Origin of the sequence: Saccharopolyspora endophytica (assembly GCF_018070075.1) — a bacterium.
GTDB lineage: Bacteria > Actinomycetota > Actinomycetes > Mycobacteriales > Pseudonocardiaceae > Saccharopolyspora > Saccharopolyspora endophytica.
Map to the genome: position 1 here is coordinate 665,162 of NZ_JAGPXE010000002.1, position 22,377 is coordinate 687,538.

Annotated in this window: 19 protein-coding genes; 12 read left to right on the forward strand and 7 right to left on the reverse strand. The window is 69.4% G+C overall.

Going from position 1 to position 22,377, the window contains the following annotated elements; genetic code table 11:
• The first annotated feature begins 172 nt into the window (after positions 1–172).
• Genes KBO27_RS07135 through hsaB form a run of 6 tightly spaced genes read left to right on the forward strand, consistent with a single transcriptional unit; the run spans position 173 to position 5,672 of the window.
• Positions 173–1,078, forward strand: a complete 906-nt coding sequence (locus KBO27_RS07135; protein ID WP_210969118.1) for an acetaldehyde dehydrogenase (acetylating) — start codon at positions 173–175, stop codon at positions 1,076–1,078.
• The gene (gene dmpG, locus KBO27_RS07140) at positions 1,075–2,118 is read left to right on the forward strand and encodes a 4-hydroxy-2-oxovalerate aldolase (RefSeq protein ID WP_132679270.1); all 1,044 of its coding nucleotides are present in this window, start codon (positions 1,075–1,077) and stop codon (positions 2,116–2,118) included. The genes KBO27_RS07135 and dmpG overlap by 4 nt, the downstream gene beginning before the upstream one ends.
• Positions 2,119–2,148: 30 nt before the next feature.
• Positions 2,149–3,327, forward strand: a complete 1,179-nt coding sequence (hsaA, locus tag KBO27_RS07145; RefSeq protein WP_210969119.1) for a 3-hydroxy-9,10-secoandrosta-1,3,5(10)-triene-9,17-dione monooxygenase oxygenase subunit — start codon at positions 2,149–2,151, stop codon at positions 3,325–3,327.
• Positions 3,327–4,178: a 4,5:9,10-diseco-3-hydroxy-5,9,17-trioxoandrosta-1(10),2-diene-4-oate hydrolase gene (gene hsaD, locus KBO27_RS07150; RefSeq protein WP_210969120.1), complete on the forward strand. Its 852-nt coding sequence runs from the start codon at positions 3,327–3,329 to the stop codon at positions 4,176–4,178. Before hsaA ends, hsaD begins: the two co-directional genes overlap by 1 nt.
• A gap of 22 nt (positions 4,179–4,200) precedes the next feature.
• Complete coding sequence (gene hsaC / locus KBO27_RS07155) at positions 4,201–5,106, forward strand: iron-dependent extradiol dioxygenase HsaC (protein WP_210969121.1); 906 nt, start codon at positions 4,201–4,203, stop codon at positions 5,104–5,106.
• Between the two features lie 11 nt (positions 5,107–5,117).
• Positions 5,118–5,672 (forward strand): 3-hydroxy-9,10-secoandrosta-1,3,5(10)-triene-9,17-dione monooxygenase reductase subunit, encoded by a 555-nt coding sequence (gene hsaB / locus KBO27_RS07160; protein WP_210969122.1) that lies wholly within the window; start codon positions 5,118–5,120, stop codon positions 5,670–5,672.
• A 195-nt stretch (positions 5,673–5,867) separates the two neighbouring features.
• On the opposite strand, the gene KBO27_RS07165 is transcribed toward hsaB, so the two are convergent.
• Complete coding sequence (locus tag KBO27_RS07165; RefSeq protein ID WP_210969123.1) at positions 5,868–6,998, reverse strand: steroid 3-ketoacyl-CoA thiolase; 1,131 nt, start codon at positions 6,996–6,998, stop codon at positions 5,868–5,870.
• A gap of 200 nt (positions 6,999–7,198) precedes the next feature.
• Here KBO27_RS07165 and KBO27_RS07170 point away from each other — a divergent pair, with 200 nt between their 5' ends.
• The gene (locus KBO27_RS07170) at positions 7,199–8,425 is read left to right on the forward strand and encodes a cytochrome P450 (RefSeq protein ID WP_210969124.1); all 1,227 of its coding nucleotides are present in this window, start codon (positions 7,199–7,201) and stop codon (positions 8,423–8,425) included.
• A 182-nt stretch (positions 8,426–8,607) separates the two neighbouring features.
• Here KBO27_RS07170 and KBO27_RS07175 read toward each other — a convergent pair whose 3' ends face one another.
• Genes KBO27_RS07175 through KBO27_RS07185 form a run of 3 tightly spaced genes read right to left on the reverse strand, consistent with a single transcriptional unit; the run spans position 8,608 to position 11,081 of the window.
• Entirely contained in the window at positions 8,608–9,039 is a 432-nt protein-coding gene (locus KBO27_RS07175) for a nuclear transport factor 2 family protein (protein ID WP_210969125.1), read from the reverse strand.
• 11 nt (positions 9,040–9,050) lie between these two features.
• Positions 9,051–9,920, reverse strand: coding sequence for a TIGR03619 family F420-dependent LLM class oxidoreductase (locus tag KBO27_RS07180; RefSeq protein ID WP_210969126.1), 870 nt, complete (start codon positions 9,918–9,920; stop codon positions 9,051–9,053).
• The gene (locus KBO27_RS07185; RefSeq protein WP_210969127.1) at positions 9,921–11,081 is read right to left on the reverse strand and encodes a thiolase family protein; all 1,161 of its coding nucleotides are present in this window, start codon (positions 11,079–11,081) and stop codon (positions 9,921–9,923) included.
• A 326-nt stretch (positions 11,082–11,407) separates the two neighbouring features.
• On the opposite strand from KBO27_RS07185, the gene KBO27_RS07190 reads away from it, so the two are divergent.
• Positions 11,408–12,628 carry an RNA-guided endonuclease InsQ/TnpB family protein gene (locus KBO27_RS07190; RefSeq protein ID WP_210969128.1) on the forward strand — a complete coding sequence of 407 codons (1,221 nt, stop codon included), beginning with the start codon at positions 11,408–11,410 and terminating at the stop codon, positions 12,626–12,628.
• Between the two features lie 41 nt (positions 12,629–12,669).
• Here the strand turns inward: KBO27_RS07190 and KBO27_RS07195 are convergent, their stop codons facing one another.
• Positions 12,670–13,728 carry a thiolase family protein gene (locus tag KBO27_RS07195; protein ID WP_210969129.1) on the reverse strand — a complete coding sequence of 353 codons (1,059 nt, stop codon included), beginning with the start codon at positions 13,726–13,728 and terminating at the stop codon, positions 12,670–12,672.
• 10 nt (positions 13,729–13,738) lie between these two features.
• Positions 13,739–14,695, reverse strand: coding sequence for a Zn-ribbon domain-containing OB-fold protein (locus KBO27_RS07200; RefSeq protein WP_372448830.1), 957 nt, complete (start codon positions 14,693–14,695; stop codon positions 13,739–13,741).
• Positions 14,696–14,786: 91 nt separating this feature from the next.
• On the opposite strand from KBO27_RS07200, the gene KBO27_RS07205 reads away from it, so the two are divergent.
• The 4 genes from KBO27_RS07205 to KBO27_RS07220 all read left to right on the forward strand — a co-directional run bounded on the left by KBO27_RS07205 (position 14,787) and on the right by KBO27_RS07220 (position 20,423).
• Entirely contained in the window at positions 14,787–15,824 is a 1,038-nt protein-coding gene (locus tag KBO27_RS07205) for an LLM class F420-dependent oxidoreductase (protein ID WP_210969130.1), read from the forward strand.
• Positions 15,825–15,959: 135 nt separating this feature from the next.
• The gene (locus KBO27_RS07210; protein WP_210969131.1) at positions 15,960–17,510 is read left to right on the forward strand and encodes an acyl-CoA synthetase; all 1,551 of its coding nucleotides are present in this window, start codon (positions 15,960–15,962) and stop codon (positions 17,508–17,510) included.
• Positions 17,511–17,667: 157 nt separating this feature from the next.
• Positions 17,668–19,308 carry an acyl-CoA synthetase gene (locus KBO27_RS07215; RefSeq protein WP_210969132.1) on the forward strand — a complete coding sequence of 547 codons (1,641 nt, stop codon included), beginning with the start codon at positions 17,668–17,670 and terminating at the stop codon, positions 19,306–19,308.
• Positions 19,309–19,319: 11 nt separating this feature from the next.
• On the forward strand, positions 19,320–20,423 hold the full coding sequence (locus tag KBO27_RS07220; RefSeq protein ID WP_210969133.1) for an NAD(P)H-dependent flavin oxidoreductase: 1,104 nt from the start codon (positions 19,320–19,322) through the stop codon (positions 20,421–20,423).
• A gap of 284 nt (positions 20,424–20,707) precedes the next feature.
• Here KBO27_RS07220 and KBO27_RS07225 read toward each other — a convergent pair whose 3' ends face one another.
• Positions 20,708–22,363: an acyl-CoA synthetase gene (locus KBO27_RS07225; RefSeq protein WP_210969134.1), complete on the reverse strand. Its 1,656-nt coding sequence runs from the start codon at positions 22,361–22,363 to the stop codon at positions 20,708–20,710.
• Between the last annotated feature and the right edge of the window lie 14 nt (positions 22,364–22,377).

The window sequence follows — 22,377 nt, forward strand, 5'->3', positions numbered from 1 at the left end:
GTGAGCAAGCAGCTTGCACCGCCGGAGGTTCTGAGGGGCTTCGTGGCGAGCACGCCGCGACGCCGTGTATTGGCATACATCAGGAGTGGCGCGCGGAGTCCACGGAGCCCCTCAGGTTCTCCTACCTGCACTCATGCGTAAAAGGACTTCGACACACTCCTAGGAGGGCGTCATGACCGCGAAGGCGGCCATCGTCGGGTCGGGCAACATCGGTACCGACCTGCTCTACAAGCTCAGCCGGGCCGAACACGTCGAGCCCGCCTGGATGATCGGCATCGACCCGGACAGCGACGGGCTCCGCCGCGCGGCCGATTTGGGCGTGACCACCAGCGCCGAGGGCGTGGACTGGTTGCTGGAGAACGAAAGTCCGGACATCGTCTTCGAGGCGACCTCGGCCTACGTGCACAAGGCCAACGCGCCGCGCTACGCCGAGCGCGGTATCCGCGCCATCGACCTCACCCCGGCCGCCGTCGGGCCCTACGTCGTGCCGCCGGTCAACATCGACGAGCACCTCGACGCGCCGAACATCAACCTCATCACCTGCGGCGGGCAGGCGACCATCCCGATCGTGCACGCCGTGTCGCGAGTCGTCCCGGTCGCCTACGCCGAGATCGTCGCCTCGGTCTCCTCGGTGTCGGCCGGACCCGGAACCCGGTCGAACATCGACGAGTTCACCCGCACCACCGCCAAGGGCATCGAGGTCATCGGGGGAGCCGAGCGCGGCAAGGCGATCATCGTGCTCAACCCCGCCGACCCGCCGATGATCATGCGGGACACCATCTTCTGCGCCATCCCGGCCGACGCCGACACCGACGCCATCGGCGAATCGATCACCCGCATGGCCGCCGACATCGCCGAGTACGTCCCCGGGTACCGGCTGCTGTCCGAGCCGCAGTTCGACCCGCCCTCGGCCGTCACCGGCGGCCATGCCCGCGTCGCGGTGTTCGTCGAGGTCGAAGGCGCGGGCGACTTCCTGCCCAAGTACTCCGGGAATCTCGACATCATGACCGCCGCCGCGGTGCGGGTCGGCGAAGAGCTCGCCCGCACCGGGGCGCTGCAGAAGGAGGCCGCGCGGTGACCGGACTGCCCAAGACCTACAGCGACGAGCTGGACCTGCGCATCACCGACACCTCGCTGCGCGACGGCTCGCACCACAAGCGCCACCAGTTCACCGCCGACGAGGTGCGCGACATCGTCACCGCGCTCGACGGCGCCGGTGTGCCGGTGATCGAGGTGACCCACGGCGACGGGCTCGGCGGATCCTCGTTCAACTACGGCTTCTCCCGCACGCCGGAGCAGGAGCTGATCACCCTCGCCGCCGAGACCGCGCGCAACGCCAAGATCGCCGTGCTGATGCTGCCCGGCGTCGGCGTCACCGACGACATCGTCATCTCGCGCGACAACGGGGCCTCGGTGTGCCGGATCGCCACCCACTGCACTGAAGCCGACGTGTCCGTGCAGCACTTCGGGCTCGCGCGCGATCAGGGCATGGAGACCGTCGGATTCCTGATGATGGCCCACTCCCAGCCGCCGGAGGTGCTGGCCAAGCAGGCCAGGATCATGGTCGACGCCGGCTGCCAGTGCGTCTACGTCGTCGACTCCGCCGGTGCGCTGGTGCTCGAACAGGTCGCCGAGCGGGTCTCCGCCCTGGACGCCGAGATCGGCGGTGACGCGCAGATCGGCTTCCACGGTCACGAGAACCTCGGCGTCGCCGTGGCCAACTCGGTCGCCGCCGCACGTGCCGGTGCCGTCCAGATCGACGGCAGCGCACGGCGTTTCGGCGCCGGAGCGGGCAACACGCCGGTCGAGGCGTTCGTCGGCGTGTGCGACAAGCTCGGATTCCGGACCGGGGTGGACTTCTTCGCCATCGCCGACGCCGCCGAGGACGTGGTGCGCCCGGCGATGCCCGAGGAATGCCTGCTCGACCGCTCCGCGCTGATGATGGGCTACGCCGGGGTGTACTCCAGCTTCCTCAAGCACGCCGCCAACCAGGCCGAGCGCTACGGCGTCAGCCAGGCCCAGCTGCTGGTCCGGGCCGGTGAGCGCAAGCTCGTCGGCGGCCAGGAGGACCAGCTGATCGACATCGCGTTGGAGCTCCAACGCGAACAGGCCGAGTGAGAAGACCCGAACTCTCGAACGGAGCGCTGCATGAGTGAGCGGGACAGCACAGAAGTTCTCGAAGCGGTGCGCAAGCTGCTTCCCTCGCTGCGCGATCGCGCGCAGCAGGCCGAGGACGGCCGCAAGATCCCGGCGGAATCCATCGCCGAACTGCAGGACGCGGGCTTCTTCGCGCTGCTGCAGCCCCAGCGCTACGGCGGCTACGAGGCCGACCCGGTGGAGTTCTACACCGCGGTGAAGCTCATCGCCAGCGCATGCGGTTCCACCGGCTGGGTCGCCTCCATCCTCGGCGTGCACCCCTGGCACCTGGCGCTGTTCCCGCAGCAGGCGCAGGACGACGTCTGGGGTGAGGACACCAGCACGCGGATCTCCTCCTCCTACGCGCCGATGGGCAAGGCCACCGTCGTCGACGGCGGCTACCGGTTGTCCGGCAAGTGGAGCTTCTCGTCCGGGTGCGACCACGCCGGCTGGGTGTTCGTCGGCGGGCCCGCGCTCGACGGCGAGGGCAAGATGGTCGACTTCTGCACCTACCTGCTGCCGCTGGGCGACTACGCCATCAACGACGTGTGGGACACCGTCGGCCTGCGCGGCACCGGCAGCAACGACATCGTCGTGGACGACGTGTTCATCCCCTCCCACCGGGCGTTGAGCTTCATGGCGATGTCGAAGACCCAGTGCCCCGGCCACGAGGTCAACACCGCGCCGCTGTACCGGCTGCCGTGGGGGACGGTGCACCCCTCGACGATCACCGCCCCGATCATCGGCATGGCGCAGGGCGCCTACGACGCGCACGTGGAGCACCAGGCCAAGCGGGTCCGCGCCGCCTACGCCGGTGAGCAGGCCAAGGACGACCCGTTCGCCAAGGTCCGCATCGCCGAGGCGGCCAGCGAGATCGACGCCGCGTGGCTGCAGCTGTCCACCAACATCGCCGAGGAGCTCGCCCTGCTCCGAGCCGGCGAGGAGGTGCCGATGTCGCTGCGGCTCAAAGCGCGGCGCGACCAGGTGCGCGGCACCGCGCGGGCGATCTCCGCGGTGGACCGGCTCTTCGAGAACTCCGGCGGCCGGGCGTTGCAGGCCGGTACGCCGATCCAGCGGTTCTGGCGGGACGCGCACGCCGGCCGGGTGCACGCGGCCAACGACGCCGAGCGCGCCTACACGATGTTCGGCAGCGGGGAATTCGGTCTACCGGTGAAGGATTCGATGGTCTGATGGTGGAGATCAAGAGCCAGGACGCGACGCTGCCCTCCGGGCTGACGCTGCACTACCACGAAGCCGGGGTCGGCAACGAGTCCACTGTGGTCATGCTGCACGGCGGTGGGCCCGGGGCGTCGGCGTGGAGCAACTTCAGCCGCAACATCGCCGCCTTCGCCGAGGAGTTCCACGTCATCGCCGTGGACCAGCCCGGCTTCGGCAAGTCGTCGAAACCGACCGAGCACGGCCAGTACTTCACCCACAGCGCGAACGCCCTTGAGGAGCTGTTCGACGTGCTGGGCGTGGACAAGGCGCACCTGCTGGGCAACTCGCTCGGCGGCGGCACCGCGGTGCGCTTCGCGCTGAACTTCCCGGACCGCGCCGGCCGGCTGGTGCTGATGGGGCCGGGTGGGTTGAGCATCAACGTGTTCGCACCCGACCCGACCGAAGGCGTGCAGAAGCTCGGCCGGTTCGCGGCGCCGCCCGGACCGACCAAGGAGAAGCTCGAAGCGTTCCTGCGGACGATGGTCTACGACCAGTCGCTGATCACCGAGGAACTGCTCGACGAGCGCTTCGCCGCTGCGAGCGCGCCGGAATCGCTGGCCGCGATGAAGGCGATGGGCAAGTCCTTCTCCCAGCCCGAGTCCTTCGAGGAGGGCCTGCTGTGGCGGGAGGCCTACAAGCTGCGGCAGCGGGTGCTGCTGATCTGGGGACGCGAGGACCGGGTCAACCCGCTGGACGGGGCGCTGGTGGCGCTCAAGCTCATCCCGCGCGCGCAGCTGCACGTCTTCGGCCGCTGCGGGCACTGGGCGCAGCTGGAGAAGTTCGAGGAGTTCAACCGCATCACCCGAGATTTCCTGATCGACTGACTTGGCAAGGGAGGGTTCGACCATGGGCATTCGCTCTCTCGGGTACCTGCGCATCGAGGCCACCGACATCGAGGCGTGGCGGGTGTACGGCCTGAAGGTCCTCGGCATGGTCGAGGGCAGCGGGAACGACCCGGACGCGCTGTACCTGCGCATGGACGACTTCCCGGCGCGGCTGGTGATCGTGCCCGGTTCGCAGGACCGGCTGCTGCACGCCGGCTGGGAGGCCGAGCACGCGGCCGGCCTGCAGGAGGTGCGGGACTCGCTGAACGCCAACGGGATTCCGTTCAAGGAGGGCACCGCCGACGAGCTCGCGGACCGGCGGGTGATGGAGCTGATCCGCTTCAGCGACCCCTCGGGCAACGAGCTGGAGGTCTTCCACGGCGCCGCGTTGCAGCACCGGCGGGTCGTCAGCCCGTACGGGCACACGTTCGTCACCGACGAGCAGGGCCTGGGGCACGTGGTGCTGTCCACCCACGACGACGAGGCGGCGCTGCGGTTCTACCGCGACGTCCTCGGGTTCAAGCTGCGCGACTCGATGCGGATGCCGCCGGAGCTGGTCGGCAGGCCCGCCGACGGCGAGCCCGCGTGGCTGCGCTTCTTCGGCTGCAACCCGCGCCACCACAGCCTGGCGTTCCTGCCGATGCCCACGCCCAGCGGCATCGTGCACCTGATGGTCGAGGTCGCCGACGTCGACGACGTCGGGCTCACCCTCGACCGCGCCTACCGGCGGAAGGTGCCGATGTCGGCGACGCTGGGCAGGCACGTCAACGACCTGATGCTGTCGTTCTACATGAAGACCCCGGGCGGGTTCGACGTCGAGTTCGGCTGCGAGGGAAGGCAGGTCGACGACGATGACTGGATCGCCCGCGAGAGCACGGCGGTCAGCCTGTGGGGTCACGACTTCAGCGTCGGAAACCGGCCGCAGTGAGGGGAGGGGCGATGGAAGCCGTGGTCCCGGAGGTCGACGGCGCCGCGTTCCGGCGCACGCTCGGGCACTTCTGCACCGGCGTCACGGTCGTGACCGCCGTCTGCGACGGAGAGCCGGTGGGCTTCGCCTGCCAGTCCTTCTCGGCGTTGTCCCTGGACCCGCCGCTGGTGCTGTTCTGCCCGGGCAAGACGTCCCGCACGTGGCCGCTGATCGAGCGCGCCGGCCACTTCTGCGTCAACGTCCTGTCAGCAGGGCAGCGCGACGTCTCCGCGGTGTTCGGCCGCCGGGGTGAGGACAAGTTCGCCGACCTGGACTGGACCCCGGCGCCCTCGGGCGCCCCGGTCCTCGACGGCGCCCTCACCTGGCTCGACTGCGCGGTCGAGTCGGTCCTCGACGGCGGCGACCACCACGTCGTCCTCGGCAGGGTCCGCACCCTCGGCGAGGCCACGGGTGAGGACCCGCTCCTGTTCTACAAGGGCGCCTACACGGGCATCACCCGCCCAACGACCCCAGCCCAGTACTGGCCCGAGGACTTCCTCACCGGAACCCCGGAAGACTGGCTCTGACGACCACACGCGCCCGACCGGGTGAGGAATTCGAATTTCGCGCGAAATTTGAATTCCCCCCCTGCGGTCGGGCGTGTTGTGCCTGGTGGGGGTGTGCTTGGGGACGCGTGGTGTGGGTGGGGAGTCTTGCGTGTGGGGAGCGGTGCGTGCCGGCGCGGGTGAAGGACCCGTGCCGGCACGCGTTTTCGGGGTCTGTCAGAGGCGTTCGATGATGGTGCCCGTGGAGAGGGCTCCTCCGGCGCACATGGTGACCAGGGCCGTGGTGCCGTCGCTGCGTTCGAGCTCGTGGAGGGCCGAGGTGAGCAGGCGGGCGCCGGTGCTGCCGACCGGGTGGCCCAGCGCGATGGCGCCGCCGTTGACGTTGACGCGGTCCAGGTCCGGCCCGTGGACGCCGGCCCACGACAGCACGACCGAGGCGAACGCCTCGTTGACCTCGAAGACGTCGATGTCGCCGATCTTCATGCCGCTGCGGGCCAGCACCCGCTCGGTGGCCTGCACCGGGCCGTCCAGGTGGTAGTAGGGTTCGGCGCCCACCAGGCACTGCGAGACGATCCGAGCGCGCGGGCGCAGCCCCAGGGCCTGGGCGCGGTCGGAGTCCATGAGCAGCAGAGCCGCCGCGCCGTCGGAGATCTGCGAGGAGCTGCCCGCGGTGTGCAGCCCGTCGTCGAGGACGGGCTTGAGCCCGCCGAGCGCGTCGAGGCTGGTCTCGCGCAGGCCCTGGTCGCGGGTGACCTCGTCGTCGCCGACGCGGACCGGGACGATCTCCCGGTCGAAGCGCCCTTCCTGCCACGCCAGCTGGGCCCGCTCCTGCGAGCGGACGCCGAACCGGTCCAGGTCGTCGCGGGTGATGCCGCGGCGGGCCGCGATGCGGTCGGCGGCGAGGAACTGGTTGGGCAGGTCGATGTCCCAGGAGTCGGGCTTCGGGCGGCCCACGTCGGTGCCGATGTTGCTGCCCAGCGGCACCCGCGTCATCGCCTCCACGCCGCAGGAGACGCCGATCTCGATGGCGCCGGTGGAGATGAGCCCGGCGATGAGGTGGGTGGCCTGCTGCGCCGACCCGCACTGCGCGTCGATCGAGGTGGCACCGGTTTCCTGGGGGAGTCCGGCGTGCAGCCACGCGGTCCGGGTGACGTTGCCCGCCTGCTCGCCGGCCTGGGTGACGCAGCCGCCGATGACCTGTTCCACCGACGCCGGGTCGACGCCGGCGCGGTCGAGCAGGCCGCGCTGGGCGGCGCCGAGGATCTCCGAGGCGTGCAGCCCGGACAGCCAGCCCTTGCGCTTGCCGATCGGCGTGCGCACCGCCTCCACGATCACCGGAGTGCCCACCTGAATCTCCTCTCACCGCGATCACTGCCGACTCAAATCTAGAACATGTTATCCCCATGCGCCATGGTGCGGTCGCTCGCCAAACGATCTTTCCCTTTGGTCGTAGGATTCATGTGCGGTGAAAGGGGTTTACCGAACCCGCATCTTGTGGTTCGCTTCACATAGAACTCGTTTCAGTTCGTGCAGCGCAGGAGGTAGCCGTGGTAGCACCGAGCCTTCCGGAAGGCTTCGACTTCACCGACCCCGACCTCTACTCCGAGCGGGTGCCGCTGGAGGAATTCGCGGAGCTCCGGCGTACCGCGCCCATCTGGTGGAACAAGCAACCGTTCCGCAAGTCGGGGTTCGACGACGAGGGGTACTGGGTCGTCACCCGGCACGAGGACGTCAAGGAGATCTCCCGGCGCAGCGACCTGTTCTCGACCTACGAGAACACCGCGATCATCCGGTTCAACGAGGAGATGACCCGCGAGCAGATCGAGATGCAGCGGTTCATCATGCTCAACATCGACCCGCCGGAGCACACCAAGGTGCGGCGCTTGGTGGCGCGCGGGTTCACGCCGCGCGCGGTCAACAGCCTCAAGGAGGTGCTGCACGAGCGGGCCGAGGCGATCGCCTCCGGGGCGCTGGAAACCGGCACGGGTGACTTCGTCACCGACATCGCCTGCGAGCTGCCGCTGCAGGCCATCGCGGAGCTGCTGGGCGTGCCGCAGGACCACCGCAAGGACATCTTCGACTGGTCCAACCAGATGGTCGCCTACGACGACCCCGAGTACGACATCAACCCGGAGACCGCCGCCGCGGAGATGCTCGGCTACTTCATGAGCGTGGCCGACCAGAAGCGCAAGTGCCCCATGGACGACATCGTCACCAAGCTGGTGGAAGCCGACGTCGACGGCAGCGCGCTCAGCGATGACGAGTTCGGGTTCTTCACGATCCTGCTGGCGGTGGCGGGCAACGAGACCACCCGCAACGCGATCAGCCACGGCATGCACGCCTTCATGCAGAACCCCGACCAGTGGGAGCTGTACAAGCGCGAGCGCCCGGAGACCACCGCCGACGAGATCGTCCGGTGGGCCACCCCGGTGGTCTCCTTCCAGCGCACCGCGATGGCCGACACCGAGCTGTCGGGCGTGCAGATCAAGAAGGGCCAGCGGCTCGGGATGTTCTACAGCTCGGCCAACTTCGACCCTGAGGTCTTCGACCAGCCCGAGAAGTTCGACATCACCCGCGACCCGAACCCGCACGTCGGATTTGGCGGCACGGGCGCGCACTACTGCCTGGGCGCGAGCCTGGCGCGGCTGGAGATGGACCTGATCTTCAACGCCATCGCCGACCACATGCCCGACATCCGGCAGCTCGAGGAGCCCCGCCGGCTCCGCTCCGGCTGGCTCAACGGCATCAAGGAGTACCGCGTCCAGTACCGGTGACCCCGACGGTGCCCCCGCCCGAGGACCGGGGGCACCGCCGACCACCTCGCCCGCTGAATCCCCCGATTTCAGTGGAAATCCGTCTCCCGATCTCCACTGGAACCAGGGACCCGATTTCCGCTGAAAGCCCGAACGAGGCGGAGCCGTTCCCCGCGCACGGAACGGCTCCGCCTCGTTCAGGATCAGTGCAGGGTTGCGACCGCGCGGTCGAACTCCCAGAAGGCTCTGAGGGCCTGGATGCGGCCCTCGTCGTCGACGCGGTAGGAGAAGACGCCTTCGGCGTCCATCGCCGAGCCGTCGGGCAGGTGGGTGGTGATCTTGCCGGTGTTGGCGACCTCGCTGCCGCAGGCGAAGGAGTCGTCGATGTGGAACTCGATGCGCTCGGCCTGAGCGATCGCGGTCTCCCAGAACGCCGAGATCCCCTCGCGCCCGTGATGCCCCTTGCCGTCGGGATCGAACACCGACGGCCCCACCGGGTCCTCCACCACCGCGTCGGAGGCGAACAGCGCGAGCCATTCGTCCTTCGCGCCCCGCGCCACCGCGTCCATCGACGCCATGGCGGCGTCGCGGGCGGGATGCGGCTCGCGGGTCGCCTTCCAGTGCACTCCGCTCATCTCCGGCCTCCTCAGACGTTCTCGATGACTTCCGCGGCGAACTTGCGGATGGAGTCCTTCTTGGCCTCCAGCGGCGCGTCGAAGCCGTGCCCGTCGAAGATCCACGGCACCACGATCGCGTCGGTGACGCCCACCTCGGCCTGCTCGCGGTAACCGTCGACGCCGAACCGGTCGATGCACACCGCCTGGATCTCGAAGGGCACGTCGGCGCGGTCGTAGGAGGCGCGCAGCTCGCCGAGCCGGTCGATCGTCTCCCGGAGCTCGGAGAGCTTCATCATCGCCGAGGCCCAGCCGTCACCCACCCGCGCGGCGCGCTTGAGCGCCGGCTCGGTGTGCCCGCCGACGTAGATCGGCATCGGCTCGGACGGCGCGGGGGAGATCTGCAGCTTGTCGAAGTCGAAGAACTTCCCGTGGTACTCCACCATCCCGCCGCCGAGGATCAGCCGGATGATCTCGATCATCTCGTCGACCCGCGCTCCGCGCTTGGCGTACGGCGCGCCGCACCACTCGAACTCCTCGGGCGCCCAGCCGAGCCCGAGCCCGAGGCCGAAGCGGTTGCCGGTCATCGACGCCACCGAGGCCAGTTGCCGGGACAGCAGGACGGGGTTGCGCGGGCCGAGCTTGAGCACCGAGGTGTAGAACCGCAGCCGCGAGGTCGCCGCGCCCATCGCCGCGGTGGCGATCAGCGGATCCACCCACGGCGTGTCGGCGTCCCACATCCGGGACCCGTCGGGCGTGTACGGGTACTCGGCGGAGACCTTCTCGGAGTAGAACAGCGAATCCGGCAGCGCGACCGAGGCGAACCCGCACTCCTCGGCGGTGCGGGCGAGCTCGACGAGCTGGTCCAGCGGCGTCATCGCCACCGACATCGTGAACTTCATTCAGGCTCCAGGTTTGTTCGATCCGACGACCCACATGGAGAAGTACTGCGAACCGCCGCCGTAGGCGTGGCCGAGCGCGATCCGGGCTCCGTCGACCTGGTTCTCCCCGGAATCGCCGGTGACCTGCCGCGCCGCCTCGGCGAAGCGCAGCAGACCGGAGGCGCCGATCGGGTTCGAGGACAGCACCCCGCCCGAGGGGTTGACCGGGATGCGGCCGCCGATGGCGGTCTCGCCCGCCTCGGTGAGCTTCCAGCCCTCGCCCTCGGCGGCGAAACCGAGGTTCTCCAGCCACATCGGCTCGAACCACGAGAACGGCACGTAGATCTCGGCGGCGTCGACCTCGGTCAGCGGATCGGTGATCCCGGCCTGCTTCCACAGCGCCGCCGCCGCATCCTTGCCCGCCTGCGGGTTGACCTGGTCGCGGCCGGCGAAGGTGGTCGGCTCGGTGCGCATTGCGGTGGCGTGGATCCACGCGGCTTTCCGGCCGTTCGCGCTGGCCTCGTCGCCGATGACCACCGCGCACGCCCCGTCGGAGGACGGGCAGGTCTCGTCGTAGCGGATCGGGTCCCACAGCATCTGCGAGGACATCACCGAATCCACCGTGATGTCGGGCTGCTTCAAGTGCGCGTAGGGGTTTCGAGAACCGTTGCGACGGTCCTTGGCCGCCACCATCGCCCCGGTGTGCGTCGGCGCACCGGAGCGGCGGATGTAGGAGCGCACGTGCGGCGCGAAGTAGCCGCCCGCTCCCGCCCCGACCGGCATGCTGAACGGAGGGACGATCGACAGCGCCCACATCGCGTTGGACTCGGACTGCTTCTCGAACGCCACCGCCAGCACGCGCTTGTGCACGCCGCCCTGCACCAGGCTCGCCGCCACGTTGCCGGTGGATCCGCCCACCGATCCCGCGGTGTGCACCCGCAGCATCGGTTTCCCGGTCGCGCCCAGCGCGTCGGCCAGGTGCAGCTCGGGCATCATCACGCCCTCGAACAGGTCCGGTGCCTTGCCGACCACGACCGCGTCGATGTCCGGCCAGTCCACCCCGGCGTCGGCCATCGCGCGGTCCACCGCCTCGCGGCACATCCCGGCCATCGAGACGTCCAGCCGCTTGCTGGTGTGGTGGGTCTGGCCGGTACCCAGCACGGCCGCCAACTGCTTGCCCATCAGTTTTCGGCGAGGAGACCCGCTGCCTTTACTGCGGGGTGAAGCGCCGCTGCGGTAAGCGCGTGCGTGCGCAGCTGGCTCCCTCGCCACCTCCTTCCCCTTTTTGTCATGGTCCGGATGTAAATTGTTGATGTGTCTGTTATCCGGAAGGTCTGCTGGTTCTCGGGTGACGTGTACGCCTTTGGGCAGCAGGTGGTGCGGTACCCGAAGTGCCGCGGCCCGGTTCTCGACGGCCGGGGCGCGGCACGCCTGGAGGAACCCATCCGGGAGAAGGTCATTGAGCGTGGGTGGTGGGAACGCCCGTGGCGCAAAGGCGGTGACCAGTCGTGAGGCGGTCCTTCAAGTTCCTGTTGCGCCCCACTTCCAAGCAGAAGCAGGGTCTGCTGGCGATGCTGAATGATCATCGTGCGCTGTACAACGCGGCGTTGCAGGAGCGCCGCGATGCCTATGCGCATTCGTCCCAGACTCGTATCCGTTATGGCGACCAGTCGGGACAGTTGAGGGAGATCCGGTCGTTGGCTCCTGAAGGCCAGGGGCGTTGGTCGTTCTCGTCGCAGCAGGCCACCCTGCGGCGCTTGGACAAGGCGTTCGCCGCGTTCTTCCGCCGCGTCAAAGCAGGTCAAACACCCGGTTACCCGCGTTTCAAGGGTGCCGGGCGCTTCGACACCGTCACTTTCCCCAAAGACGGGGACGGGTGTCGTTGGGACCCCACGCCGGAGACCCACCAGACTCGAGTTCGCCTGCAAGGTGTCGGGCACATCCGCGTTCACCGGCACCGTCCAGTTCAGGGCCGGGTGAAGACGATTGAGGTCAAGCGCGAGGGCAAGCGTTGGTTCGTGGTGCTCTCGTGCGACGACGTCCCGGCTGCCCCGCTGCCTGAGACCGGCCGTGAGGTTGGAATCGACTTGGGTGTGGCGCGCTTCCTGACCACCAGCGACGGCCAGCACGTCGCCAACCCCCGGCATGCCCAACGGGTTCAGAAGGATCTTGCCGAGGCGCAACGCGCGCTCGACGCTTTCCCCATGCGAATTCCCGCGCGTAAGCGAAGCAAGAAGCATCGCGCCGCGCAGGCGAGGGTGACCAAGCTGAATGGCAAGGTCCAGCGTCAACGCCGGGACTACCACCACAAGACCGCGCTCGCGCTTGTGCGCGACTACGACGTGATCGCACACGAAGACCTCAACATCGCGGGAATGACCAAAGCACCCGTCGCAAAACCTGATCCCGACCACCCCGACCAGCATCTGCCCAATGGAGCATCGGCCAAGGCCGGGCTCAATCGCAGCGTTCTCGATGCGGGTTGGGGGCAATTCCTCACGATCCTGGCTGGCAAGGCTGAAAGCGCCGGTCGCCGCGTGATCGCAGTGGACGCCCGCAACACCTCTCGCACCTGCCCCCAACCTGAATGCGGGCACGTCGCCAAGGACAACCGCGTCACTCAAGCCGGCTTCGTCTGCCAGCGGTGCGGCTACACCGCGAACGCAGACGTCGTCGGCGCACGCAACGTGCGTTCCAGGGCCGGGCTGGCCCTCTGTGCGGCGGCCTAGGCGCCGACACAGGAAGCCCGCGCGTTCACGCGTGGGTGGAGTCACCAGGCTCGTCCCTCCATCACGCACACCAGGTTCTGCTGCAGTGCGGGACCGCTCGTCGCGTGCGCCAGCACCTTCCCGGCCCTGCCCTCGAAGACCTGCGTGGCCGCTTCACCGATCCGCGACAGCCCGGCCGCGAACATCGGGTTCCCGCACAGCGCCCCGCCCGAGGGGTTGACCGACACCGACTCGCCCAGCCCGAGCGCCCGCCGCAGCAGGATCTCCTGGTGGGTGAAAGGCGCGTGCAGCTCGGCGATCTCGACCCCGTCGGTGCCCAGCGCCGTGCCCGCGGCCTCGGTGGAGGCCGAACGTCGCAGGTCGCGTGCGCCGAGGCTGCCGGACTCGATGCGGTGCTGGATCCCGCCGATGTAGGCGGGCCGCTCGCGGATCTCCCGGGCGCGCTCGGCGGAGGCCAGCACGACCACCGACGCGCCGTCGGTGATCGGGGCGCAGTCGTGCGCGCGCAGCGGATCGGCGAGGTAGGGCTCGCTCAGCAGCTCCTGCGGGTCGAACGCCCCGGAGATCTGCGCGCTCGGGTTTCCCTTTGCGGAAGCGCGGTTTCGAGCCGCGACCTCGGCCATGTCCTGCTCGGTGTAGTCCCCGGCATCGAGGCCCATCCGGGCCTGCAGGCCGGCGATGCTCACCGAGTCCGGCCACAGCGGCGCGACCGAGTAGGGGTCGAGCTGCAGGGCCAGCGTGCGACGCAGGTTCCCGGCCGAGGACTTGCCGAAGCCGTAGACCAGCGCGGTGTCCACCTCGCCGGTCTGGATCTTCACCCACGCCTCGAACAGCGCCCAGGCGGCGTCCATCTCGACGTGCGACTCGTTGATCGGCGGGACCGCGCCGATCGCGTCGATCGCGGCGATGAACGAGAAGGCGCGTCCGGCCAGGTAGTCCGACGACCCCGAGCACCAGAAGCCGATGTCGGACTTCGACAGCCCGGTCTGGGAGAAGACCTCCTGGAAGATGGGGACCAGCATCTCGACACCGTTCGTGGTGCCGTTGGTGGCGCGCACGTTCGGTGCCTGTGCGAAGCCGACGACGGCGACGTCAGTCATTCCAGCTCCTTCACAGGTGGTGGGCGTAGGTTTCGAACGCCGCGTCCGGTTCCCCGGTCGGTTCGAAGTGGTCGATGTTCTCCAGCGTGTGGCCCCACTGGTCGCGGGGTTTCCACGAGGCCTTGACCCGCATGCCCATCCGCACCTGGTCGGCCTCGCAGCCCAGAACCAGGTGCAGGAAGGCGATGTCGGCGCCGTCGAGCAGGATGTAGGCGCCGACGTACGGGGGCTTGATGCGCTGGCCCAGGAACGGGACGTTGACGATGCAGAACGTCGTCACGATCCCGGTGTCGGGCAGCTCCACCTCCTCGACCGTGGGCACGCCGTCGGTGGGGCAGGCGCCGCGCGGCGGGATGTAGACCTTCGCGCAGGCGGGGCACCGCTGGCCCAGCAGCCGTCCCTCGACGAGCCCTTCCAGGTAGCGGCTCTCCTCGGGGGAGGCGGAGTGGGTGTAGTCGAGGTTCACCGGCGTGGTCAGCATCGTCACCGGATCACCTCCGGCCGGTTCCAGCTGCTCGGTGGTGCCCGCGGGTTCGAAGCAGGCGATGTCGCGAATCCCGTTGCCGCGCTCGGCCGCCCAGCGGACCTGCACGCGCATCCCGGTGGAGATCGCCTCGGGGCCGGGCACGTCCACGGCGTGCAGCAGCGGGGTGTCGGCGCCGTCGAGGCGCACCAGCGCCCAGGCGAACGCGCGCTCCAGCGGCTGGCCGGGCAGCGGTTCGGGCATCCAGGTCCAGCTCACCACCGTGCCCTGGCTGCCGACTTCGACGAAGTCGTCCAGCGGGGCGGCGGTGTCCGGGTCGTATTCGATGGGCGGCACGTGCACCCGGCCGTCGCTGCCGCGCACGCCGACGATGCCGCCATCGCGCAGCGACGTGGCGAATCGGCCGTGCACGGTCCCGAGCGAACGGGTGTAGTCGAAGCCGATGTTGAGCGGGGCGCTGAGCGGTTCGGAGATCCCAGTCACAACCCGAAGTGAAACATGTTCTCGCCATCTCGGCAATATCCGGTGCACTATGGGCAGGGTCCGCGGGCGGCCGGGAAAGGGAGGTTCACAAGTGAAAGTAGGACTGCAGCTCGGGTACTGGGGTGCCGCTCCACCGCAGAACGCCCGAGAACTCGTTCTCGAAGCCGACCGGGTCGGATTCGACGCCGTCTTCGCCGCGGAGTCGTGGGGTTCGGACGCGTTCACGCCGCTGGCGTGGTGGGGTTCGGACACGCGCGGCGTCCGGCTGGGCACGTCGGTCGCCCAGATGTCGGCGCGCTCGCCGGCCTCCTGCGCGATGCACGCGCTGACCCTCGACCACCTCTCCGGCGGCCGCGCGGTCCTCGGTCTGGGCGTCTCCGGGCCGCAGGTGGTGGAGGGCTGGTACGGCCAGCCGTTCGCCAAGCCGCTGGCCCGGACCAGGGAGTACGTCTCGATCGTGCGGCAGGTGCTGGCGCGCGAGGCGCCGATCCGCAACGACGGGCCGCACCACCGGCTGCCCTACGACGGGCCCGGTTCGCTGGGGCTGGGCAAGCCGCTCAAGCCCATCACCCACCCGCTGCGCGCGGACCTGCCGATCTGGCTGGGCGCGGAGGGGCCGAAGAACGTCGCGCAGACCGCCGAGATCGCCGACGGCTGGATCGCGGTCTACTACTCGCCCCGGGTCGGCCCGATGTACGAGGAGTGGCTGGCCGAGGGCTTCGCCCGCGAGGGCGCTCGCCGCACCCGTGAGGAGTTCGAGGTGGCCGCGACCTGCCAGGTCGTGGTCACCGACGACCCGGAGTCCGAGCGCGCCAAGCTCAAGCCGTCGGTGGCGCTCTACCTCGGCGGGATGGGCGCGCCGGGGATGAACTTCCACGCCGAGTTGTTCCGCCGGATGGGTTATGACGAGGCGGTTTCCGACATCGAGCGGCTCTTCGCCGCGGGTCGCCGCGAGGAGGCGGTGGCGGCGGTGCCGGACGAGGTGATCGACGACGTGGCCATCATCGGCGACCGCGACCACGTCCGCGAGCGGATCGCGGTGTGGGAGAAGGCCGGTGTGGACGTGCTGCTGGTCGGCTGCCGCGACGTCGAGCACGTCCGGTCGGTCGCCGACGCCGTCCAGAGCTGAAATCTGTTCTCGGTGGGAGCGGGGCGCGGGCCGGAATGTTCGCAGCCGGTTCGGTCCGCGACCTTGCTCGATAACTGCAACACGTTCTAGGTTTGTTCGGCTGGGGAAAGCTCACGCCGTCGACAGGAGTCCGCCGTGGCCGACATAGGACTGTGGAACATCGCCGACCAGCAGCCGAACCGCACGGCCGTGGTCTCGCCGGACGGTGGCTCGGTGACCTACGCCGAGCTCGCCGCCGCCGCCGACCGGTACGGCCGCGGTCTGCAGAGCATGGGACTGGAACCGGGCGACAGCATCGTGCTGATGCTGCCCAACGGCGCGGACCTGCTGGCCGCGTACTTCGCCGCGATCCAGACCGGGTTGTACGTGGTGACCGTGAACTGGCACCTGGTCGGTGCCGAGGTCGCCTACATCGTCGAGGACAGCGGTGCCAAGGCGTTCATCGCGCACGAGCGCTTCGCCGATGCCGCCTCCGACGCCGCCGCGCGCAGCGGGCTGCCCAGCGCGGCGCGCTTCGCCGTCGGCGAGGTGGCGGGGTTCCAGCCGCTGGCGAACCTCGGCGCGGACGAACCCGCCAAGCGGCCCGACGTGCGCACCACGGGTTCGCCGATGCTCTACACCTCCGGGACCACCGGTCGCCCCAAGGGCGTGCGCAGGCCGCTGAGCGGTGCCGACCCGGACGACGTCCCGGCCGCCAACGCGTGGTTCTTCGGGGTGTTCGGGCTCAAGCCCTTCGACGATCACGTGCACCTGTGCGGGTCGCCGCTCTACCACACGGCGGTGCTCAACTTCGTGAGCATCTCCATCCAGTTCGGGCACACGGCGGTGCTGATGGACCGCTGGGGCGCCGAGGAGATGCTGCGGTTGATCGAGCGGCACCGCGTCACGCACAGCCACATGGTCCCCACCCAGTTCCACCGGCTGCTGGCGCTGCCGCAGGAGGCCCGCGAGCGCTACGACGTGTCCTCGCTGCGCACCATGATCCACGGTGCCGCACCGTGCCCGCAGGAGGTCAAGCGCGCGATGCTGGACTGGTGGGGTCCGGTGGTCGTGGAGTACTACGCGGCCACCGAAGGCGGCGGCACGACGATCATGGCCGACGAGTGGCTGCGCAAGCCCGGTTCGGTGGGCAAGCCGTGGCCGGGTTCGGTGGTCAGCGTGCTCGGCGACGACGGTGAGCAGCTGCCGGCCGGTGAGATCGGCACCGTCTACATGCAGATGGGCGGCTCGACCTTCGAGTACCACAACGACAAGAAGAAGACTCAGGAATCGCGGGTGGGTGACCTGTTCACCCTGGGTGACGTCGGCTACCTCGACTCCGACGGCTACCTGTACCTGTGCGACCGGCGCAACGACATGATCATCTCGGGTGGCGTGAACATCTACCCGGCGGAGATCGAGAACGCGCTGTCGGTGCACGACAAGGTCACCGACGTGGCGGTGTTCGGCGTGCCGCACGACGACTGGGGCGAGGAGGTCAAGGCCGTCGTCCAGCCCGCCGAGGGCGTCGCCGCGGGCGATGAGCTGTCCGCGGAGCTGCTGGCCTACGCGAAGGAGCGGCTGGCCAAGTTCAAGGTGCCGCGCAGCATCGACTACATCGATGAGCTGCCGCGCGACCCCAACGGCAAGCTCTACAAGCGCAAGCTGCGCGACCCGTACTGGGAGGGCCGCGAGACGGCCATCTGACCTGCGGTGATCGGTGCGCGACCGCGTGCGGTGGCAGGAGTGCTCCGCTGCACGCGGTTTCGTGCTGCCCATCGGGTTCTTCCATGGCGAACCGCCCGTTTCGCGGTAGCACCTCCACCCCCTTGTCATCGGCGATAACACGTTCTACTTTTTTCGAGTGGCACTCAACATCGCAGATCTCTTCGAGCACGCAGTCGACATGGTCCCTGAGCGCGTCGCAGTGGTCTGCGGCGAGCGCCAGGTGACGTTCGCGGAACTGGAGCAGCGGTCCAACCGGCTGGCCCACCACCTCGCCGCCAAGGGCGTCGGTCCGGGCGCGCACATCGGTGTGTACTCCAGGAACTCGATCGAAGCGCTGGAGGCGATGCTCGCGGCGTACAAGCTGCGCGCGGTCGCGATCAACGTGAACTACCGCTACGTGCCCGCCGAGCTGCAGTACATCTTCGACAACGCGGACATGGTCGCGCTGGTCCACGAGCGGCGCTACAGCGACCACGTCGCCGAGGTGCTGCCGCAGGTTCCGGCGTTGAATCACGTTCTAGTGATCGAGGACGGTTCGGACGCCGACCACACCCGCTACGGCGGTGTGGAGTACGAGTCCGCGCTCGCCGCCCAGCGCGCCGACCGCGACTTCGCCGAGCGCAGCTCCGACGACCTCTACCTGCTCTACACCGGCGGCACCACCGGCATGCCCAAGGGCGTCATGTGGCGCCAGGAGGACGTCTGGCGCGTCCTCGGCGGCGGCATCGACTTCATGACCGGCGAGTACGTCAAGGACGAGTGGGAACTCGCCCGCACCGGCGCGGAAACCGGTGGCCTGGTGCGACTTCCGGCGGCCCCGTTCATCCACGGCGCGGCGCAGTGGGCCACCTTCGGCAACCTCTTCGCCTGCGCCACCACCGTCTTCGTCCCCGAGTTCGACCCGCACGAGGTGTGGCGGGCCGTCGAGCGCAACGGGGTCAACGTGCTGGCCATCGTCGGAGACGCCATGGCGCGCCCCATGATCGAAGCGCTCCACGAGGGCGACTACGACGCCTCCTCGGTGGTCGCGATCTCCTCCACGGCCGCGCTGTTCTCCACCTCGGTCAAGCACCAGTACCTCGACGCGCTGCCCCACGTGGTGATCACCGACGCCATCGGCTCCTCGGAGACCGGCTTCGGCGGCATCGGCATCGTCACCAAGGACGGCGTGCAGACCGAAGGCCCCCGCGTCACCGCCGACCGCAAGCTCATCGTCATCGACGACGACAACCGGCCGCTGGAGCCGGGAACCGGGCAGATCGGCTGGCTGGCCAAGACGGGGCACGTGCCGCTGGGCTACTACAAGGACCCGGAGAAGTCCGCCTCGGTGTTCGTGGAGGTCGAGGGCACGCGCTACGTCGTCCCGGGGGACTACGCGCGGCTGGAGGCCGACGGCACGGTCACGCTGCTCGGTCGCGGCAACATGTCCATCAACACCGGGGGCGAGAAGGTCTTCCCCGAAGAGGTCGAGAGCGCGCTGAAGTCGCACCCCGACGTCTTCGACGTGCTGGTGGTCGGCGTTCCCGACGAGCGCATGGGCCAGCGCGTCGCCGCGCTCGTGCAGCCGCGCGCCGGTGCCGCGCCGAGCCTGGCGGAGCTCGACGCCCACGCGCGCCAGGTCATCGCCGGCTACAAGGTGCCGCGCAGCCTGTGGCTGGTCGAGCAGATCACCCGTTCGCCCAGCGGGAAGCCCGATTACCCGTGGGCGCGCAAGCACACCGAGACCCACGAACCCACCGAAGTCAACCAGCCCTCGCGGAAGTCCGCCGCGCGCTGAGAGGAACGTAGATGCGCACATCGCTTTGCGACACGCTCGGGATCGAACATCCCATCGTCGCGTTCACCCCGTCCGAGCACGTCGCGGCCGCCGTCAGCAAGGCCGGTGGGCTCGGCGTGCTGGGGTGCGTGCGGTTCAACGACCCCGACGAGCTCGACCGCGTCCTGGACTGGATGGACCAGAACACCGGCGGCAAGCCCTACGGCGTCGACGTCGTCATGCCGGCCAAGGTGCCCACCGAGGGCACCCAGGTCGACCTGGACTCGCTGATCCCGCCCGAGCACCGCGAGTTCGTCAACCGAACCCTCGACGAGCTCGGCGTCCCGGAACTGCCCGAGGACGAGAAGGAACGCGGCGGCGTGCTGGGCTGGCTGCACTCGGTGGCCCGCTCGCACGTCGACGTCGCGCTGCGGCACCCGATCTCGCTGATCGCCAACGCGCTGGGCTCGCCACCGGTGGACATCATCGAGCAGGCCCACTCCCACGACGTCTTGGTGGCGGCGCTGGCGGGCAAGGCCGAGCACGCCCGGCGGCACGTCGACAACGGCGTGGACATCGTCGTCGCTCAGGGCCACGAGGCCGGCGGGCACACCGGTGAGATCGCCACGATGGTGCTGGTGCCGGAGATCGTCGACGCGATCGGCGGCCGGGCTCCGGTGCTGGCCGCGGGCGGCATCGGCACCGGACGTCAGGTCGCCGCGGCGCTCGCGCTGGGAGCCTCGGGCGCGTGGATGGGGTCCTACTGGCTCACCACGGCCGAGTACGGCGTGACCATGGGCGACTCGGTGACCCAGGAGGCGCTGCTGGCGGCCAACTCCAGCGACACCGTCCGCTCCCGCATCTACACCGGTAAGCCCGCCCGGCTGCTCAAGACCAAGTGGACCGAGGCGTGGGCGGCCCCGGACGCCCCGCAGCCGCTGCCGATGCCGCTGCAGAACATCCTCGTCAGCGACGCCCACCAGCGCATGATGCGAGCCAGCGACCCGCAGGCCGTCTCCATGCCGGTCGGCCAGATCGTGGGCCGCATGAACGAGATCCGCCCGGTCGCCGAGGTCTTCAACGACCTCCTCCGCGAAGTGGAGGAAACCTTCACCCGCCTCGACAAGCTCCGCTGACCCCAACCCCTGAAGCACCACGCCGAGGCCCTCTCCCCAGAGGAGAGGGCCTCGCCGCACGTCCACCCCCCACCCGGATGACCCCGAAACCCGATGATCCCAACTTCACCCGAAATCCGAGCCCAAACCCCCGATTCAAATTTCGCGCGAAATTCGAACGCGACGCCCTGAACAGGGCATACACGCCCGCGCGTGGTGGGGATTCGAATTTCGCGCGAAATTGGAGTCGCGAAGTTCGCGTTCGAATTTCGCGCGAAATTCGAATGGGTCGCCTGGTCGGGTGGTCAGGGAGTGGGAGCCGCGGTGGTGGCTTGGTGGCGGGCCCAGCGGTAGTCGGCTTTGCCGCTGGGGGAGCGTTGGATCTGGGGGACCCTGATGATGGCCTTGGGGAGCTTGTAGCGGGCCACGTGGTGGGCGGCTTCGGCGAGGAGGGCCTCGTCCGAGGCCTCGTGGTCCTCCAGGAGCTCCACGATGGCCACCACCTCGCTGCCCCAGCGCTCCGAGGGACGTCCGGTGACGACGACGTCGGCGATGGCCGGGTGCGCGGCGATGGCGCGTTCGACCTCCTCGACGAAGATCTTCTCCCCGCCGGAGTTGATGGTGATGCTCTGCCGCCCGAGCAGCTGGATCCGGCCGTCGTCCAGGCGGATCGCCCGGTCCCCGGGGACGCTGAAGCGCCGGCCGTCGATGACCGGGAACGTGCGGGCGGTCTTGTCGGCGTCGCCGAGGTAGCCCAGCGGCACCAGGCCGTGGCGGGCGAGCCAGCCCTGGCCCTCGCCGGGGGAGAGCTCGCGGGTGAGGTCGTCGTCGAGGACCGTGGTGTCGCCGTCCGGGGTGAAAACGCCGGTCTCGGCGCCGTTGCCGTCGGCGACCTGGCTCATCTGGATGCCGGTCTCCGACGATCCGACCGTGTCGACGAACAGCACGTTCGGCAGCTGCGCCCGCAACCGCGCGCGCACCGTCGGGGTCAGCGGAGCCCCGCCGTTCTGCACCGCGAACACGCCGGAGAGGTCGTAGTCGCCGCGTTCCAGCTCGGCGACCATCGGCCGGGCCATAGCATCGCCGACGACCGGGACGCTGACCACCCGCTCCCGCTGCACGGTCCGCAGGACGTCCGGCCAGTCCAGGGTTCTCGCGTCGGTGGGAAGCACGATCGCTCCGCCCTGGGTGATCATGTGGAAGGTCGACCACTGCGCGGCGCCGTGCATGAACGGCGCGGTCATGATCAGCCGCATCCCGCCGCCGCCCTGCCCGGCGGCCTCGGCGATCTGCTCGTAGGAGCGGTAGGGCTCGGAACTGCCGAACGGCGTGCCGCCCATGGCGCCGACGTAGGCGTCGTGCTGCCGCCACATCACGCCCTTGGGCATCCCGGTGGTGCCACCGGTGTAGAGCAGGTACAGGTCGTCGCCGCAGGGTTCCGGCAGCACCTCGGGAACCGGTGTGTCCACGATGGACTCGTACGGCACGGCGCCCGGCAGCAGCGGGTGCCCGCTGTCGTCGTCGACCTGGATCAGCAGGCGCACACCCGGTAACCGGTCCCGGATCTCGGCGACCTGCGGTGCGAACGCGGAGTGGAACACCAGCGCCTCGGCCCGGGCGTCCTGGAACAGGTACAGGAGTTCTTCGGCCACGTACCGGTAGTTGACGTTGAACGGCACCGCCCGGGCGCGCAGCGCGCCGATCAGCGCCTCCAGGTACTCGTTGCCGTTGTGCAGGTAGAGGCCGACGTGGTGCTGCCCGGACTCGTGCCCGGGGAGCCGTTCGCGCGGGGTGTGGCAGCCGAAGCCCTGCCGGGCCAGGTAGTGCGCGACCCCGTCGACGCGCGCGTTGAGATCGGCGTAGCTGTATCGCTTCTCGCCCCAGACCAGCACTTCCTGGTCCGGGACCGCCTCGGCGACCGTCTGGAACACCGCGGACAGGTTGAAGCTCGTTCCCGTCATCTCAGAGCCGCTCC